General features: G+C 57.3%; 9 protein-coding genes. 5 read left to right on the top strand and 4 right to left on the bottom strand.

The features are described 5' to 3' along the window. The first annotated feature begins 58 nt into the window (after window positions 1-58). From QZQ97_RS18725 to dolP, 4 genes are read left to right on the top strand one after another with little or no spacing between them, the layout of a single operon-like run. A complete protein-coding gene (locus QZQ97_RS18725) occupies window positions 59-2,089 on the top strand; it encodes a penicillin-binding protein activator (protein ID WP_311994669.1) in 2,031 nt (676 codons plus the stop codon). Next, window positions 2,086-2,439, top strand: coding sequence for a YraN family protein (locus QZQ97_RS18720; RefSeq protein WP_193395162.1), 354 nt, complete (start codon window positions 2,086-2,088; stop codon window positions 2,437-2,439). Before QZQ97_RS18725 ends, QZQ97_RS18720 begins: the two co-directional genes overlap by 4 nt. 51 nt (window positions 2,440-2,490) lie before the next feature. After that, entirely contained in the window at window positions 2,491-3,081 is a 591-nt protein-coding gene (diaA, locus tag QZQ97_RS18715) for a DnaA initiator-associating protein DiaA (protein ID WP_020831820.1), read from the top strand. A gap of 9 nt (window positions 3,082-3,090) precedes the next feature. Continuing rightward, complete coding sequence (gene dolP / locus QZQ97_RS18710) at window positions 3,091-3,666, top strand: division/outer membrane stress-associated lipid-binding lipoprotein (RefSeq protein WP_311994668.1); 576 nt, start codon at window positions 3,091-3,093, stop codon at window positions 3,664-3,666. Between the two features lie 42 nt (window positions 3,667-3,708). Here the strand turns inward: dolP and mtgA are convergent, their stop codons facing one another. From mtgA to QZQ97_RS18690, 4 genes are all read right to left on the bottom strand, one after another. Next, window positions 3,709-4,440 (bottom strand): monofunctional biosynthetic peptidoglycan transglycosylase, encoded by a 732-nt coding sequence (mtgA, locus tag QZQ97_RS18705; RefSeq protein ID WP_311994667.1) that lies wholly within the window; start codon window positions 4,438-4,440, stop codon window positions 3,709-3,711. Beyond that, on the bottom strand, window positions 4,437-5,090 hold the full coding sequence (gene elbB / locus QZQ97_RS18700) for an isoprenoid biosynthesis glyoxalase ElbB (RefSeq protein WP_311994666.1): 654 nt from the start codon (window positions 5,088-5,090) through the stop codon (window positions 4,437-4,439). The genes mtgA and elbB overlap by 4 nt, the downstream gene beginning before the upstream one ends. Window positions 5,091-5,328: 238 nt before the next feature. Further along, window positions 5,329-7,668 carry an aerobic respiration two-component sensor histidine kinase ArcB gene (gene arcB, locus QZQ97_RS18695; RefSeq protein ID WP_311994665.1) on the bottom strand — a complete coding sequence of 780 codons (2,340 nt, stop codon included), beginning with the start codon at window positions 7,666-7,668 and terminating at the stop codon, window positions 5,329-5,331. Between the two features lie 104 nt (window positions 7,669-7,772). Next, window positions 7,773-8,699 (bottom strand): TIGR01212 family radical SAM protein, encoded by a 927-nt coding sequence (locus QZQ97_RS18690; RefSeq protein ID WP_311994664.1) that lies wholly within the window; start codon window positions 8,697-8,699, stop codon window positions 7,773-7,775. A gap of 694 nt (window positions 8,700-9,393) precedes the next feature. Between QZQ97_RS18690 and gltB the strand changes: the two genes are divergently transcribed. Then, complete coding sequence (gene gltB, locus QZQ97_RS18685; protein ID WP_311994663.1) at window positions 9,394-13,854, top strand: glutamate synthase large subunit; 4,461 nt, start codon at window positions 9,394-9,396, stop codon at window positions 13,852-13,854. Window position 13,855 lies beyond the last annotated feature (1 nt).

The following is a 13,855-nucleotide window of genomic DNA, read 5'->3' as shown; positions in this document are numbered from 1 at the left end:
TCATCCGGGTTGCCGATTTAATATTGAGCATCTTGAAAAAAACATCACTGGATACAGTATGCTTTCCTCAACATTCGTTCGTACCAAAGCAGGGCGTTCAAAGCCTGTCCGACTTACCGCAGTTATCGCGGCAGCCCTGTTCCTTGCAGGCTGTCCTGGTCAGGCCCCACAGACGCCGCCCGCCAATATACAGGACGAAGCGAGCGCCAGCTCCGATTACTATCTGAAGCAGTTGCAACAAAGCAGCGATGATAACAAGGCTGACTGGCAATTACTTGCTATTCGCGCGCTGTTACGTGAAGGAAAACTGCCACAGGCCGGTGAACAACTGAAGCAACTGCCGAAAAACCTCAGCAGCGTTCAGCAGGTTGAACGCCAGTTGTTGACCGCAGAATTGCAGGTGGCGAACAAAAGTTACGTGAGCGCCCGCAGCACGCTGGGCCATCTGGATAACGGTTCGCTGTCAGCCAACCAATTGGTGCGCTTCTACCAGGCACAGATCGCCGCCAACCAGGGCAAACCGTCTCTGCCGCTGATCCGCGCCTACGTTGCGCAGGAACCGCTGCTGACCGGCAAGGCTCATCAAACCAATCTGGATCAAACCTGGCTGGCGCTGCTGCAGTTGACGCCGCAGGACATGAACAGCCTGGTGATCAACGCTAATGAGAATGTGTTGCAAGGCTGGCTGGATTTGCTGCGCGTTTATCAAGAAAACAAGCAAGATCCCGACCTGCTGAAAGCCGGAATCAAAGACTGGCAAAACCGTTACCCGCAGAACCCGGCGGCGAAAACGTTGCCGGCGCAGCTGAATCAGGTGCTGAACTTTACCCAGGCTTCCACGTCCAAAATCGCCCTGCTGCTGCCGATGAACGGCCAGGCAAAAGTGTTCGCCGATGCGATCCAACAAGGTTTTGAAGCGGCGAAAAACGGCATGGCCGCACCGGCGCAGGTACAGCAACAGCAATCTGAACCTGCCAGCAATCCCGATCAGGCTTCAGCCTCTGCGGACGTCAATGCCAACGGTGCGGTAAGTACCTCGGCACCGTCTGCAGATACCGCGCCCGTGACTGCGGCTCAGCCTTCTACGCCGTCCAATGCGCCGATTACGCCGCCGCAGGCCACCAATGCGCAAATTAAAGTGTATGATACCACCAGCCAACCGCTGGCCGCGTTACTGACGCAGGCGCAGCAGGACGGCGCAACTCTGGTGGTAGGCCCGCTGCTGAAAGAGAACGTCGATCAGCTGTCCGGCAGCACCACCACGTTGAATGTGCTGGCGCTCAATCAGCCGGGAACGCCGAAAGACAATCCGAACATCTGTTACTTCGCCTTGTCGCCGGAAGACGAAGCGCGCGACGCAGCCCGTCACATGTGGGAACAACAAAAGCGCCAGCCGCTGTTGCTGATCCCGCGCGGTTCGTTCGGCGATCGCATTGCCAAAGCCTTTAACCAGGAATGGCAAAAACTGGGCGGTCAGACCGTGCTGCAACAAGGCATCGGCTCTGCCGGCGAACTGCGTCAATCGGTGAACAGCGGTGGCATCCGCATGACCGGTACGCCGATCTCCGCAGCACCGGCTCCGCAGGCCGTAACCATTGCCGGGCTGACCATTCCGGCGCCGCCAAGCGATGTGCCTGCCGAGTCCGGCGGTAACGTGGACGCGGTCTATATCGTGGCGACCCAGTCCCAGTTGACGCTGATCAAACCGATGATCGACATGGCCACCACCTCGCGCAGCAAACCGGCAATGTACGCCAGCTCACGCAGCTATCAGGCCGGTGCAGGCCCGGACTTCCGCCTGGAAATGGAAGGCCTGCAGTTCAGCGATATCCCGCTGCTGGCCGGGGCCAACCCGCAGCTGTTGCAGCAGGCGAGCAGCCGGTTCCGCAACGACTATTCGCTGGTGCGTCTGTACGCAATGGGGATGGATGCCTGGACATTGGCCAATCACTTTGCTGAAATGCGCCAGCTCCCCGGTTTCCAGGTGTCCGGCACCACCGGCATGCTGACCGCCTCACCGAGCTGTGTGATCAACAGGAAACTGCCTTGGCTGCAATACCGTCAGGGAATGGTCGTTCCGGTCTCTTGAGTCAACGCGCCAAGGGGGCGGGCTATGAGTTACAAGCCCGCCGCTATCTGGAACGCGCCGGGCTCACCTTCTTCGCCGCCAACGTTACGCTGCGCGGCGGTGAGCTCGATCTCATCATGCGCGATGGCCAAACCTGGGTGTTTGTTGAAGTCCGCTACCGCCGCAGCGACGCCTTTGGCGGTGCGGCCGCCAGTGTGACTTACCGTAAACAGCAGCGGTTGCTGCATGCCGCCGCCGTTTGGTTGGCGGGGCGCGGAGCCAGTTTTGACACATCGTCTTGCCGTTTTGATGTTTTGGCCATGACCGGTAGCCAGTTAGAATGGATACCCAATGCCTTCAATGCGGATTAATCATGGTTTACCGGTGCAGACCGGCCCTTTGACTTAGTGGATTAATACAACGTGCTGGATAGAATTAAAGCCTGTTTTACCGAAAGCATCCAAACCCAGATTGCGGCGGCGGAAGCCTTGCCCGACGCCATCTCGCGTGCAGCGATGACGCTGGTTCAATCCTTACTTAACGGTAATAAAATTCTGTGCTGCGGCAACGGTACCTCGGCGGCCAACGCGCAGCATTTCGCCGCCAGCATGATCAATCGCTTTGAAACCGAGCGCCCAAGCCTGCCGGCTATTGCCCTGAACGCCGATAACGTGGTGCTGACGGCGATCACCAACGATCGTCTGCACGATGAAGTCTATGCCAAGCAGGTGCGCGCCCTCGGCCATGCCGGCGACGTCTTGCTGGCAATTTCCACCCGCGGCAACAGCCGTGATATTGTGAAAGCGGTCGAAGCCGCAGTGACGCGCGATATGACGATTGTCGCACTCACCGGTTACGACGGCGGGGAACTGGCCGGTTTGCTCGGCCAACAGGATGTCGAGATCCGTATCCCATCGCATCGCAGTGCTCGCATTCAGGAAATGCATATGCTTACAGTAAATTGCCTGTGCGACCTGATAGATAATACGTTGTTTCCCCACCAGGACGATTAAGGAACTGAGATGAAGCTAAAAGCCACATTTGCAGTGCTGTCCAGCGCCCTGCTGTTACAAGGCTGTATTGCCGGCGTTGTCGTCGGCAGCGCGGCTGTCGCCACCAAGAGCGCCACCGATCCGCGCAGCGTAGGTACTCAGGTAGACGACGGCACATTGGAAGCCCGGGTCGAAAACGCCATGAGTAAAGATCAGCAACTGAAGAAAGACGCCCGGGTGGTTGCTACCGCCTATCAGGGTAAAGTCTTGCTGACCGGCCAGTCGCCGAGCACCGACCTCGCCGCCCGCGCCAAGCAAATAGCGATGGGCGTTGAAGGCACGGCCGAAGTGTATAACGAGATCCGTCAGGGAACGCCGGTCAGCCTGAGTACCGCGTCCTCGGATACCTGGATCACCACCAAGGTCCGTTCACAGTTGCTGACCAGCGACACGGTGAAATCCTCTAACGTGAAAGTCACCACCGAAAACGGTGAGGTATTCTTGCTGGGTCTGGTCACACAACAGGAAGCGCAATCGGCCGCGCAGATCGCCAGCCAGGTGAGCGGCGTGAAGCACGTCACTACCGCCTTTACTCTGGTGAAATAACCTGCTGCGCCGGGATGGGCCTAAAAGCTTTATCCCGGCGTGCTAATCCAGGTTATTTTCTTTCAGAAAACCTTCCCCACCCAGTTGCCGCATCTGGCGCATAATCCACTGCTGCCGTTGAATCACATAGCCGGAAGGCGCACCGGCCTTAAAACGATGCGGGTTAGGCAACACCGCCGCCAGCAGCGCCGCTTCAGAAGCGGTCAGACGTTTAGCCGGCTTATTGAAAAAGCGTTGCGACGCCTCTTCCACACCGAATACCCCATCGCCAAACTCAACGATATTCAGGTAAACCGTCAGGATGCGCCGTTTGGTCCACACCAGCTCAATCCCCGATGTCAGCCCGGCCTCCAGCCCCTTGCGCAGCCAACTGCGGCCATCCCACAGAAACAGGTTCTTCGCCGTTTGCTGCGACAGCGTGGAGGCGCCGCGAATGCGTGTGGGGCGACGTTCGTTGTGGCTGAGCGCCTTTTCGATCGCCGCCACGTCGAACCCCCAATGTTCAGGGAACTTCTGGTCCTCCGCCGCCATGACCGCCAGCGCCATTTGCGGGGAAATAGCGTCCATCGATACCCAGTCGGAGTGCGCCACATAGCCAAAATCACCGCTCAGCCAGGCGCCGACCTGCCGCTCAACCATCACCGCAGAAAAAGGCACCGGCAAGAAAGCAAAAACCGCGATCCCAAGCAGCCACAGGCCAACAAGTGCAATAACTCCACGCTTCAGCCAAAACCAGGGTCGGGAAAAAATCGATTTGCCCGCGGACTTTCTCATTCAGCTAAATCCAGTACCCGTGAAACCAGCTTATCAATCCCGTCGGCCGCCTCGCCGATAGATTTCGCCAACATATAGGCCGGCGTGGTCACCACTTTGTTCTCAATATCAACCACGATGTCATCAACCGGGCAAATAACCGGTTCGCCGCCCATGGCATCAATCACTTCACCCAAGTCCGGATCGTTGCCAATGGTCAGCCGCACTTGTTGATCCAACAGTTTCGGCAGCAATGCGGGGCTAATACACATAAAACCAATTGGTTTATTTGCCTTATACATTTGCTGCGTTAACTTAGCTAAATCTTTATCAATCCAGCATTCTGCCCCTTCACTGGCAAAGCTGCTGAGGTTCTTCGCCGCGCCAAATCCACCGGGTACAATCAGCGCGTCCAACTGGCTGGCATCGGCCTGTGAAAGCGGCTGAATGTTCCCTCTGGCAATACGCGCCGACTCGACCAAAACATTGCGTTCTTCCGGCATTTCATCGCCAGTTAAGTGATTAATAACATGAAGTTGAGATTTATCCGGTGCAAAACACACCGCCTGTGCCCCCGCACGGTCCAACGCAAGCAGCGTCAGGACGGCCTCATGGATCTCCGCACCGTCATAAACTCCGCAGCCGCTTAGCACAACGCCAACGTTTTTCATCACCCTTACTCCTTTTGAGACTGTCAACTGGTTAGTGCTCGGAGTTAACAAACACTAATCTACATCACACATTTTAATGAATCTTCTAACAAGAGCGCTTACATTTGCTATGTTGTTGGCTGTATGATGTTTAGGAATTCTCTACAACCTGCTCGACCAGAACACTGAATACCAATACGCAGGTTCACAATTTCCCTGGTGTTGGCGCAATATTCGCGCACCCCGGCCTAGGTCGGGGTCATTTTTTTTCAGCGTTCGCAACCCACTCACGCAGTACCTGCACGTCGTTGCGCCATTCCTGCTTCAGCTCATCAACCCAATCCTGCACGTTATCCCACCAGGCCGGCAGCGTCGGGGTTTGAATTTGCTGTGCAAGCTGCTGCAGATGGCGCAGGCCAACCGAACCGCATGCGCCCTTGATTTTGTGCCCTTCTTCGGTGATGCCTTTCTGGTCACGCGCCGTCATATTGGAATCCAGCACCGCCAGATAGCCCGGCATCATCTGCTCAAACATCTCCAGGCTCTGATGAATCAGTTGTGGTCCCACCAGGTCCATGTACTGTTCCAGCATTGTGGTATCCAGTAACGACTCATTAATCTGCATCGCCTTTTGCTCCGTTTTCTTAGTGGTATGAGAGGGTTGATGATCCCAGTAATGTTTAATGACTTTGGTCAACGCCGGTACCGAAAGCGGTTTGCTCAGTACATCGTCCATCCCCGCGTCGAGATACTCTTTTTTGTCTTTCAGTACGTTGGCGGTCAAGGCAACCAGCGGCGGCAGCGCTTGCCCGGCATAACGTTCACGCAGCACCCGGGCGATATCCAGCCCCGTCATGTCCGGCAGTTGGATGTCCAGCAGCACCAGATCAAACTCGTCCGGATCGAACATCGCCAGCGCGTCGGCGCCGTTCATCGCCACGTCCACGCTGTTGCCGAGCTTTTCCAGCACCGAACGCGCCACAATCACGTTCAGTTCGATATCTTCCACCAGCAGGATATGCAGTGCCGGCAACGGCAGGTCCTCTTCGGCCTGCGTCTCACTTTCCGCTTCCTGCACCGCCGGCGCGTTGATGGTCAAAGTGAAGCAAGAACCGTGCCCCTGCACGCTGCTGACGGAGATATCGCCGCCCATGCTCTGCGCCAGCCGCTTGGAAACGGCCAGCCCAATGCCGGTCCCGGTCGCCGGGCGGCCGCCGTGCTGATCTTTCACCTGATAATACATGGCGAAGATCTTGTCCTGTTCGTCCTGCGGAATACCCATACCGGAGTCTTCCACTTCAAACACCAGCCGATCCTGCTCCTCACGCCGCACGCGCACCACAATCTGCCCCTGCGGGGTGAACTTCACGGCATTGCCGATCAGGTTCCACAGGATCTGCCGCAGGCGGGTGCCGTCCGTAATGATTTGTTGGGGCAGCGGCGGTTGTGGCTCCATCACGAATTGCAGGCCCTTTGGCTGCGCCAGCAGGCCGGAGAGGTTTTCCAGATCCGCCAGGAAGCCGGTAAAATCCACCGGCTGGTTGTCGAGCTGCACTTTTCGCCGCTCGAGTTTGTCCATCTCGATAATGTCATTGAAGATATTGCCCAGCGTGATCGCGCTGACATGGATGGTCTTCAGGTATTTCAGTTGTTCATCGTTCAAATCGGTATCGAGCAGAATGCGGCTCAGCCCGACTATGCCGTTAAGCGGTGTACGAAGCTCGTGGCTGATCGTTGATATGAAGGTGGTCTTGTCCCTGCTGGCGTTCTCCAGCGCGTCCTGGTAGCGCTTACGCTCGGTTATATCGCGCCCAAAGCCCATCAGCCCATGACGTTTGCCCACGCGATCGTAAAACGGCACCTTGCGCAGCTCGAAACAGGCCTTGCGGCCATCCGGGTAAACCAGCCACTGTTCGTAGGTCAGGGAGACGTTATGGCGAAAGACCTTCTCGTCGGTTTCTATCACCTTTTCGGCGATTTCCTGGCTATAGACGTCAAACGGCGTCAGGCCGATCAGCTGTTTTTCGCTTTTGCCGGTCAGCAGCTCCATCGCCCGGTTACAGCCGGAGAATTCTTTGTCTTCGTTGCGGTAATACACCAGGTCAGGGGAAGCATCGAGGAACGAACGCAACAGCGCCGATTGTTGCCCCAGTTCAATCTGCGCCAGCTCGCGCTGCTCCATCTCTTCCGTCAGCTTGTCCATCACCTGCTGGCGCTCTTCCTCCGCTTTGATACGGTCGGCGATTTCCTGATTCAACTGGCTGATATTGTCTTTAAGCTGCTGGTTCAGCTCCAGATCGCGGTGGCGCATTTCTTCCAGTTTATCGACCAGCCGCGCCAGGCGCTGGCGAGATTCTTCCAGTTGCTCGACCACCACCGACAGAAAATACACCGCCCACGGCGTAATCAGCAGGCCGAAGAAGATCGAACGCACCACGTCGATGCTTTCCACTTCGCCGCGCAGCAGCATGGTCACCGCCATCTGCACCACCATCGCCAGTACCACCAGCGCCGAAGCCAGCAGCAGCGAAAAGCGTACCAGCCCCAGTTTCACCATTAAATCAACGTAGTACTGGGCTAACACCCGGATTTGCTTCATAGCGGCTCCCATCAGACAGAATCGGTTAAATCATACCGTAAAACCTCGGTGAGATAAGGAAGCAAACACCGAAGTGTGGGAAAGTTTGCAAATCAAAACAGCGATCAAGGGCGATATTGCCGCTTTTCGTCCAACCCGCTGCCCTGCCCGCCATATCGCTGCAGGTAACCGCCGACCGCCTGCATGCCATTCCAGCGGTTTTCGCACCATAATGGTGCCAACAGCGTCGGTCGACGGGCGTTGGCGGAGATGCGGTGATAAACAATCTCTTTCGGCGTATGGCGGATCATCTCCCCGGCGCTGGCAGCGTACTCCGCAAGTGCCAGTTCAGGCATCCGCCCAGCCTGCCAGGCCCGCGCCAGGGTGCTGCCGGCAACAATATGCAGCGGGTGCAGCTTGATGCCATCCACGCCGCTGTCCACTACCTGCCGCAGCGTAGCCAGATGATCGGCCGCAGTTTCTCCCGGCAACCCGACGATCAGGTGGCAGCACACCTTCAACCCGCGTTCGCGCGCCAGCCGGGCGGTGCGCTGATAACAGGAGAAATCGTGGCCGCGATTAATGCGCTTCAGCGTTTTATCGTGCGCAGTCTGCAGACCCAGCTCGAGCCAAACCTCATACCCTTGTTCAAGGTAGCCCGCCAGCAGATCCAGCGCGGCGGTGGGTACGCAGTCCGGCCGCGTACCAACGCAGATCCCGACCATATCGGCCTGCGCCAGCGCTTGCCGATACATGTCCGCCAACAGGCTCACTTCTGCATAAGTACTGGTATAAGCCTGAAAGTAGGCCAGGTAACGTTTTGCGCGGTTGACCCTGCCGGCCTGTACCGTCAGTTGTTCGGCAATGCCCTGCCGCTGCATCTGTTCGTCCGCAAAGGAGGCCACGTTGCAGAAGGTACAGCCGCCGCGTCCCAGGGTACCGTCACGATTTGGGCAGCTGAAACCGCCGTGCAGCGTGAGTTTATGGATCTTTTCGCCGTACCGGCGCTGGAGATCGGCGCCAAACATATTGACTAATTGCGGCAACTGCATAATCTTGTCTTTCTCTGTGCCCAAAGCCCGTGATGCTAATAAGAAACGGCTTTTCCCGCGATGACAGAGATCAACGCTTTCCCCGCAAGGCTTCACCAGGCATAACTATTCATTATAAATGCAAATAAAATCACACGAGCCACGATGAATTTTTCTTATTCTCACGCAACCGTTAACGCCTGTATGACAAAGCGATGAAAAATAGTTACAAATAACAAGAAAGCATAACTTAATAGAATAAAATTCTGACATTCCCACCCGCACTAGCATGGTGCAGAGATTCAGAGGTTGCACTATAGTGAGACAGCTCACATTTCCTCGGAGCCGGACGCTCCTCGCCATCACCGTAAATTCATGTAAAAAACATTGAAATTCAAAAAGATAACCTACATTAATTCAATAAAAAACACTCTTAAGCCTATATTTGACCTGCGTATTCTTTCTCGCTAAGTTGGAAGTCCGCTGGAAGCTTTCTGGACGGGCAAACGTCTCGTCATATTTATGCAGTTATTTAAGACTCCCTCTTAAAACAAGTCATTCACCACTTGTGAGAACCGTCACGAGAGGCCATTGATGGAGGGCGGAAAAGCAGATCGGCGATAGTAACCTTGCTGATTGGACTTCCGCCTGACGTTGGGAAGCCCCCTCGCAGTTGGTTGTAAGAGTCACGCAGAGCCTGGGGAGGTTCACTGATATGTTGTACGATAAATCCCTTGAGAGGGACAACTGTGGTTTCGGCCTAATCGCCCACATAGAAGGCGAACCTAGCCACAAGGTGGTGCGAACTGCTATTCACGCGCTGGCCCGTATGCAGCACCGTGGCGCAATCCTTGCTGACGGCAAGACTGGCGACGGTTGCGGCCTGTTATTGCAAAAGCCCGATCGCTTTTTCCGCATGGTTGGGGAAGAGCGCGGCTGGCGTTTGGCCAAGAACTACGCCGTTGGCATGATGTTCCTCAGCCAGAACGAAGAGGAAGCCCGTGCCAGCCGCCGCATTGTGGAAGAAGAGCTGCAAAATGAAACGCTGTCGGTCGTGGGCTGGCGTGAAGTGCCGACCAATCCGGACGTTTTGGGCGAGATCGCCCTCTCTTCCCTGCCGCGCATTGAACAGATTTTCGTTAACGCCCCGGCAGGCTGGCGCCCACGCGATATGGAACGCCGCCTGTTTGTGGCGCGTCGCCGTATCGAAAAACGCGTTCAGGACGACAGCTTCTATGTCTGCAGCTTCTCGAATCTGGTCACGATCTATAAAGGCCTGTGCATGCCTGCGGATCTGCCGCGTTTCTATCTCGATCTGGCGGACCTGCGCCTGGAATCGGCCATCTGCCTGTTCCACCAGCGTTTCTCCACCAACACCGTGCCGCGCTGGCCGCTCGCGCAGCCGTTCCGTTATTTGGCGCACAACGGTGAGATCAACACCATCACCGGCAACCGCCAATGGGCGCGCGCGCGTACTTATAAATTCCAGACGCCGCTGATCCCGGATTTGCAAACCGCCGCCCCCTTCGTTAACGAAACCGGTTCCGACTCCAGCTCGCTGGACAACATGCTGGAGCTGCTGCTGGCCGGGGGCATGGACCTGATCCGCGCCATGCGTTTGCTGGTGCCGCCGGCCTGGCAGAACAACCCGGACATGGACACCGACCTGCGCGCCTTCTTCGACTTCAACTCGATGCACATGGAGCCGTGGGACGGCCCGGCGGGCATCGTGATGTCCGATGGCCGCTACGCCGCCTGTAACCTGGACCGTAACGGTCTGCGCCCGGCGCGTTATGTGATAACCAAGGATAAACTGATCACCTGCGCCTCCGAAGTCGGCATCTGGGATTACCAGCCGGATGAAGTGGTGGAAAAAGGCCGCGTCGGCCCTGGCGAGTTGATGGTGATCGACACCCGCAGCGGCAAGATCCTGCACTCCGCCGAAACCGACGACGATCTGAAAAGCCGCCATCCGTATAAAGAGTGGATGGAAAAGAACGTCAAGCGCCTGGTGCCGTTCGAGGATCTGCCTGAAGATCAGGTCGGTAGCCGTGAACTCGACGACTCGCAGCTCGAGACCTATCAGAAACAGTTCGGCTACAGCAGCGAAGAGCTGGATCAGGTGATCCGCGTGCTGGGCGAGATCGGCCAGGAAGCCACCGGCTCAATGGGTGACGACACCCCGTTCGCCGTGCTCTCCAGCCGTCCGCGCATCGTTTATGATTATTTCCGCCAGCAGTTCGCGCAGGTGACCAACCCGCCAATCGACCCGCTGCGCGAAGCGCATGTGATGTCGCTGGCGACCAGCATCGGCCGTGAAATGAACGTGTTCTGCGAGGCCGAAGGCCAGGCGCACCGCCTGAGTTTCAAATCGCCGATCCTGCTCTACTCCGACTTCAAGCAGCTCACCACGCTGGAAGGCGAATATTATCGCGCTGACACGCTCGATCTGACCTTCGATCCTGCAGTTCAGGATCTGGAGCAGACCATCCGCGCCCTGTGCGACGAAGCGGAACGTAAAGTCCGCGACGGCGCCGTGCTGCTGGTACTGTCCGATCGCGCCATCGCCGCCAACCGTCTGCCGGTGCCTGCGCCGATGGCAGTAGGCGCGATCCAGACCCGTTTGGTAGAGAAAAGCCTGCGCTGCGACGCCAACATCATCGTTGAAACCGCCAGCGCCCGCGATCCGCACCACTTCGCCGTGCTGTTGGGCTTCGGCGCGACCGCGATCTATCCGTACCTGGCCTACGAAACGCTGGCCAAACTGGTAGATACCCAGGCGATCGACAAGAAATACCGCGAAGTGATGCTGAACTACCGTAACGGCATCAATAAAGGCCTGTACAAGATCATGTCCAAAATGGGCATCTCGACTATCGCCTCTTACCGCTGCGCCAAACTGTTTGAAGCGGTCGGTCTGCACCGTGATTTGTCCGATCTCTGTTTCCAGGGTGCAGTCAGCCGCATCGGCGGCGCCAGCTTCAGCGACTTCCAGCAGGATTTGCAGAACCTCTCCAAGCGCGCCTGGCTGAAGCGCAAACCGCTGGAACAGGGCGGCCTGCTGAAGTTCGTCCACGGCGGCGAGTACCATGCGTACAACCCTGACGTGGTGAGCACCTTGCAAACTGCAGTGCACAGCGGCAAATACAGCGACTATCAGGCTTACGCCAAACTGGTGAATGAACGCCCGGTCGCCATGCTGCGCGACCTGCTGGCCATTACGCCGCAAGGCACGCCGATTCCGGTCGACCAGGTTGAACCGGCGGAATCGCTGTTCAAACGCTTCGATACTGCAGCAATGTCTATCGGCGCACTGAGCCCGGAGGCCCACGAATCGCTGGCCATCGCCATGAACAGCCTCGGCGGTTTCTCCAACTCCGGTGAAGGCGGCGAAGACCCTGCCCGTTACGGCACCAACAAGGTTTCACGCATCAAGCAGGTGGCATCCGGCCGTTTCGGCGTGACGCCGGCCTACCTGGTGAATGCCGACGTGATCCAAATTAAGGTGGCGCAAGGGGCAAAACCGGGTGAAGGCGGTCAGTTGCCTGGCGACAAAGTGACGCCTTATATCGCCAAGCTGCGTTATTCGGTGCCGGGCGTAACCCTGATTTCTCCACCGCCGCACCATGACATCTATTCGATCGAAGATCTGGCGCAGCTGATTTTCGACCTGAAACAGGTCAACCCGAAAGCGATGATCTCGGTGAAACTGGTTTCCGAACCGGGCGTCGGCACCATCGCTACCGGCGTGGCGAAAGCCTATGCCGATCTGATCACCATCGCCGGTTACGACGGCGGTACCGGCGCCAGCCCTCTGTCTTCAGTGAAATACGCCGGTTGCCCGTGGGAACTGGGCCTGGTGGAAACGCAGCAAGCGCTGGTGGCTAACGGCCTGCGCCACAAAATCCGCCTGCAGGTGGATGGCGGCCTGAAAACCGGTGTGGATATCGTCAAAGCGGCGATCCTCGGTGCAGAAAGCTTCGGCTTTGGTACTGGCCCGATGGTAGCGCTGGGTTGTAAATACCTGCGTATCTGTCACCTGAACAACTGCGCAACCGGCGTGGCGACTCAGGATGAAAAACTGCGCCGCGATCACTATCACGGCCTGCCGGAACGCGTAACCAACTACTTCCAGTTCATCGCGCGTGAAACCCGCGAGATTATGGCGCAACTGGGTGTCAGCCAATTGGTTGATCTGATTGGCCGCACTGAGTTCCTGACCGAGCTGGATGGCATCTCCGCCAAGCAGAACAAGCTGGATCTGTCGCCGCTGCTGAAAACCGCAACGCCTCATCCAGGCAAGGCGCTGTACTGCACCGAAAGCAGCAACCCGCCGTTCGACAAAGGGTTGATGAACAAAGATCTGCTGGCGCAGGCGGAGCCGCATATCGAAGCGAAGCACAGCAAGACCTTCTACTTCGATATCCGTAACACCGACCGTTCGGTAGGTGCCACCCTGTCCGGCGCTATTGCCACCGTACATGGCGATCAGGGCATGGCAGCCGACCCGATCAAGGCCCATTTCTCGGGTACCGCAGGCCAGAGCTTCGGCGTATGGAATGCGGGCGGCGTTGAGCTGACCCTGACCGGCGACGCCAACGACTATGTTGGCAAAGGTATGGCCGGCGGCCGTATCGCCGTACGCCCACCGATTGGTTCTGCCTTCCGCAGCCATGAAGCGAGCATTATCGGCAACACCTGTCTGTACGGTGCCACCGGCGGCAAACTGTTCGCAGCAGGCCGTGCGGGTGAGCGCTTCGCGGTGCGTAACTCCGGCGCCATCACCGTAGTTGAAGGCATTGGTGATAACGGTTGTGAATATATGACCGGCGGCATCGTCTGTGTGCTGGGTAAAACCGGCATCAACTTTGGTGCGGGCATGACCGGTGGCTTCGCTTACGTGCTGGATGAAGATGGCGAATTCCGCAAACGTGTGAACCCGGAGCTGGTGGAGGTATTGGATGTCGACCAACTGGCCATTCATGAGGAGCACCTGCGCGGTTTGATTACCGAACACGTGCAAGCGACCGGTTCTGCGCGCGGGGAAGAGATTCTGGCCAACTGGCCGGAATGGGCGCCGAAGTTCGCTCTGGTCAAGCCGAAGTCCAGTGATGTCAAAGCATTGTTGGGTCACCGTAGTCGTTCCGCAGCCGAGCTGCGGGTTCAGGCGCAGTAAG

This window comes from Serratia sp. root2 (genome assembly GCF_031931805.1).
GTDB lineage: Bacteria > Pseudomonadota > Gammaproteobacteria > Enterobacterales > Enterobacteriaceae > Serratia > Serratia inhibens.
The sequence above is the reverse complement of the archived record's forward strand: the minus strand, read 5'-3'. Positions and strand labels throughout refer to the sequence as shown.

Excerpts from the sequence above, each read along its gene's own strand:
- QZQ97_RS18725 (WP_311994669.1), top strand. The coding sequence starts at position 59 with ATGCTTTCCTCAACATTCGTTCGTACCAAAGCAGGGCGTTCAAAGCCT.
- dolP (WP_311994668.1), top strand. The coding sequence starts at position 3,091 with ATGAAGCTAAAAGCCACATTTGCAGTGCTGTCCAGCGCCCTGCTGTTA.
- mtgA (WP_311994667.1), bottom strand. The coding sequence starts at position 4,440 with ATGAGAAAGTCCGCGGGCAAATCGATTTTTTCCCGACCCTGGTTTTGG.
- elbB (WP_311994666.1), bottom strand. The coding sequence starts at position 5,090 with ATGAAAAACGTTGGCGTTGTGCTAAGCGGCTGCGGAGTTTATGACGGT.
- arcB (WP_311994665.1), bottom strand. The coding sequence starts at position 7,668 with ATGAAGCAAATCCGGGTGTTAGCCCAGTACTACGTTGATTTAATGGTG.
- QZQ97_RS18690 (WP_311994664.1), bottom strand. The coding sequence starts at position 8,699 with ATGCAGTTGCCGCAATTAGTCAATATGTTTGGCGCCGATCTCCAGCGC.
- gltB (WP_311994663.1), top strand. The coding sequence starts at position 9,394 with ATGTTGTACGATAAATCCCTTGAGAGGGACAACTGTGGTTTCGGCCTA.